Annotated in this window: 4 protein-coding genes; 2 read left to right on the top strand and 2 right to left on the bottom strand. The window is 62.7% G+C overall.

The genetic code is table 11. From position 1 onward, the window contains the following. Window positions 1-864 (top strand): YcjF family protein (locus EOC06_RS35135; protein ID WP_245470346.1); only part of this gene is annotated, 864 nt, incomplete at its 5' end. Between the two features lie 135 nt (window positions 865-999). Next, complete coding sequence (locus EOC06_RS35130) at window positions 1,000-1,554, top strand: hypothetical protein (protein ID WP_128303571.1); 555 nt, start codon at window positions 1,000-1,002, stop codon at window positions 1,552-1,554. Window positions 1,555-1,647: 93 nt separating this feature from the next. Here EOC06_RS35130 and EOC06_RS35125 read toward each other — a convergent pair whose 3' ends face one another. Together EOC06_RS35125 and EOC06_RS35120 are read right to left on the bottom strand one after the other, a co-directional pair. Next, on the bottom strand, window positions 1,648-1,914 hold the full coding sequence (locus EOC06_RS35125; protein ID WP_127271315.1) for a hypothetical protein: 267 nt from the start codon (window positions 1,912-1,914) through the stop codon (window positions 1,648-1,650). Window positions 1,915-2,096: 182 nt separating this feature from the next. Next, window positions 2,097-2,796 (bottom strand): MFS transporter (locus EOC06_RS35120; RefSeq protein WP_164898925.1); only part of this gene is annotated, 700 nt, incomplete at its 5' end.

The raw sequence follows: 2,796 nt of genomic DNA, 5'->3' as shown, positions 1-2,796 counted from the left end.
GGCAGCATCTTCTTCGGCGCCTTTGGCGTGCTGGTTTCGCTGGCTGTCGGCTTGTGGACCGACCAGCTCATACGCGACCTCTTTGCGCGCGCCGAATGGCTGGGCTGGCTGGCCGCCGGCATGGCTGCCATCGCCGTGCTGGCGCTTGTGGTGATCCTGATTCGCGAATTCCTGGCGATCGCCCGTCTCGCCGAGGTCGAAAAGCTGCAGAAACGGGCGCTCGACGCAATCGAGCGTGACGATCCCAAGGCGGCACGATCGGTCGTCGACGAGCTGTCGGCCTTTGTCGCGGCCAAACCCGAGACCGCGGCCGGCCGGCGCGCGCTGGCCGAACTGCGCGGCGAAATCATCGACGGCGGCAATCTCGTGCGCCTGGCCGAGGCAGAAATTCTGGGCCCCCTCGATGCCAGGGCAAAGGTGATGATCCTCGAGGCCGCCAAACGCGTTTCGCTGGTGACGGCGGTCAGTCCACGCGCACTGGTCGATGTCGCCTATGTCGTATTCGAGGCCGGGCGGCTCATTCGCCGCCTGTCGGAGCTCTATGGCGGACGGCCCGGAACGCTGGGTTTCTTTCGCCTGGCGCGCAGCGTACTGGCGCATCTGGCGGTCACCGGCTCGATCGCGGTCGGTGACAGTTTCGTCCAGCAGATCGTCGGCCACGGCCTGGCCGCGCGCCTTTCGGCCAAGCTTGGCGAGGGCGTCGTCAACGGCATGATGACGGCGCGCATCGGCATCGCCGCGATGGAGACGGCGCGACCCCTGCCCTTCAGCGCCGCCAAGCGTCCCGGATTGGGCGACTTCCTCTCGGCGCTGACATCGTTCGCAACCAGGAAAGATGGTGAAACGACCCCATCCGGCAAGTGAGACGGGCTGGAGTGTCCGGACATTCGGAATCGTTACCGGACTGCTCTGCGGCGGCCCCTCGGTGACGAAGCATTAACCAATCTTGTTCATGGTCAGACGGGTTCCAAACAGCATCTTTGTTGCCGGGTGTCGTCGATGAAAAGCGTAATTCTATCCAGCGTCCTGCCCTTGGCAACGGTGATTGCGGCAGTCGTCGGCATTGCCGGAATGGCCTCTGCGGCGGAGCCGGACAAGCAGTTCTTCCAGTCCGCTGAAGGCAAGTGGATCGGTCCCGGCGAAATCGTCGCCGGCAAGTACAAAGGCACCAAGTTCAACTGCAGCTTTACCGGCTCGACGCCCGACGGCAAGGTCGGCATGTCGCTGGACGGCGGCTGCCGGGTTGGCATGTTTACCCAGCAGATGTCGGCCAAGATCGAGCGCAAGGGCCGTGAGGGCTACAAGGGCAGCTTTATGGGTGGCGCGACCGGTTCCGGCCTCGACATCATCGGCGGCAACGTCGTCGATCCCCGCAAAGTGGTCTTCACCATCAACCGCAACCAACTGCGCGGCGTCATGCAGGCTCGCATCCCTGACGACAATTCGATGACAGTGACCATTGCCGTGCGCGTCGACGACCAGTTGGTGCCGGTGATCGGCATGAGCCTGAAGCGCGTCGACGCAGTCGAAGTCGGCTCCATCGCGCCGAACTGAAAAAACCGAAAAAAAGGCGGCGACCCAACGGTCACCGCCCTCTCCCTTGACCCATCGAATCAGGCGCTTAGGCCTTGATCTCAAATCAGGGCGTTAGCCTTTGATTGTGGCCGTCAGTTCGTCATAGGCCTTGCAAGCGTCGGCCAATGTCGTAGCGCCCTGATACTTGGTTGTCACCGCCTGGACCTTGGCCGTCAGATCAGCCGCTTTGGACGGGTCCTTGGTAATCGCTTCCTGCAGCGCGGTAGCCATGTCCTGCGCCTTCTTGGTCGCGATTTCCGCCGTGCACTCGGGCGCCTTCGAGCAAGCCGAACCGGCAAGCACCGCCAGGCCGACGGCAACAAACAAAAACTTCTTCATGTCAGTCATCTCCTCAAAAAGGGCGCGACTTGATCGTCGATCACCCTCCAATGGCCGAAGCCGAGCGTCCTTAGCCTTCGATTGCGGCAAGATGCAACGTGTTCCCGGCCTCAACTTGTGTATCGCGCCTGCAACATCGGCGGCGGCCCGGATTCAGGCTATTTTATCAGCGGCAGCAAAGTTCAGCTGCGTGGCTGCAGCAGCGCCAAGACGGCGGTCGATGCGGCAAGGACAGCGGTCAGAGTCAAAGGCCCGGTCGCGCCATAGGTGTCCACGACATAGCCGCCGACAACCGCGCCGATGGTGATGGCAATTTGGAAAGAGGTGACCATCAGGCTGCCCGCTGCCTCCAGCGCATCAGGCGCCGCGCGCGACATATTGGTCGGCAGCACCACCGGCGCCATGCCAAAGGCGAAACCCCACAGCGTAACGAAGCCGAAGGCAACGCCGATATGCGAGCCCCAAAGCACCAAAGTAAGTGCCGCAACCGCCATCAACGCCGCGGTGACTGCGAGGGCCATGTGGATGTTGGTGTCGGCCATGCGGCCGCCGGCAACATTACCGATCACGGCAGCGATGCCAAACCCGAGCAGAGCCAGGGCAATCGGTCCGGTTGTAAGGAGTGTCACCTGTTCGAGGAAGGGACGCACATAGACCGAGCCGGCAAAATGCCCCGTCATCAGCAAAACAATGGCCAGCATGCCGAGTTGGATGCCGCGCCGCCGGGTCAGCCGAAATACATCTGCAAGGCTGTTGCTTGCCGTTGCAGGCAAGGTCGGCAGGCTGAGAAACTGCAGCAGCATGGCAAGCGCGGCCAGCCCCGCCGTCATGGCCATGGCACTGCGCCACCCTATCCAGTCACTGATCAACGCGCCCATAGAC

Origin of the sequence: Mesorhizobium sp. M7A.F.Ca.MR.362.00.0.0 (assembly GCF_004023175.1) — a bacterium.
In the GTDB taxonomy this organism is placed as follows: Bacteria; Pseudomonadota; Alphaproteobacteria; order Rhizobiales; family Rhizobiaceae; genus Mesorhizobium.
The sequence above is the reverse complement of the archived record's forward strand: the minus strand, read 5'-3'. Positions and strand labels throughout refer to the sequence as shown.